Source organism: Pseudomonas sp. BJa5 (assembly GCF_030272875.2).
Classification (GTDB): Bacteria; Pseudomonadota; Gammaproteobacteria; order Pseudomonadales; family Pseudomonadaceae; genus Aquipseudomonas.
In genome coordinates, this window is the sequence record NZ_JALRNG020000090.1 from 1 (window position 1) to 407 (window position 407).

Annotated in this window: 1 protein-coding gene; it reads right to left on the minus strand. The window is 62.4% G+C overall.

Annotated features, from left to right (window positions below; genetic code table 11):
* Positions 1–20 precede the first annotated feature (20 nt).
* On the minus strand, positions 21–407 hold a 387-nt coding region (locus M2D63_RS25545), incomplete at its 5' end, for an aconitase family protein (RefSeq protein ID WP_285865868.1).

The window sequence follows — 407 nt, forward strand, 5'->3', positions numbered from 1 at the left end:
TTTTTTACCCAGGGTTCAGCTTACGCTTGAACGACCGGGATGTTGGCGCTCGCCGCCGCTTCGCGGAACTCGGCGATCTGGTCGAAGCTCAGGTAGCGGTAGACGTCGGCAGCCATGCTGTCGATGTTCTTCGCGTACTCCATGTACTCTTCGACGGTCGGCAGTTTGCCCAGGATCGAGGCAACGGCCGCCAGCTCTGCCGAGGCCAGGTAGACGTTGGTGGCGTCGCCCAGGCGGTTCGGGAAGTTACGGGTGGAGGTGGAGACCACGGTCGAACCGGTCTGCACCCGTGCCTGGTTACCCATGCACAGCGAGCAGCCTGGCATTTCCATGCGTGCACCGGCCTTGCCGTAGATGCCGTAGTAGCCTTCTTCGGTCAGCTGGTGGGCGTCCATCTTGGTTGGCGG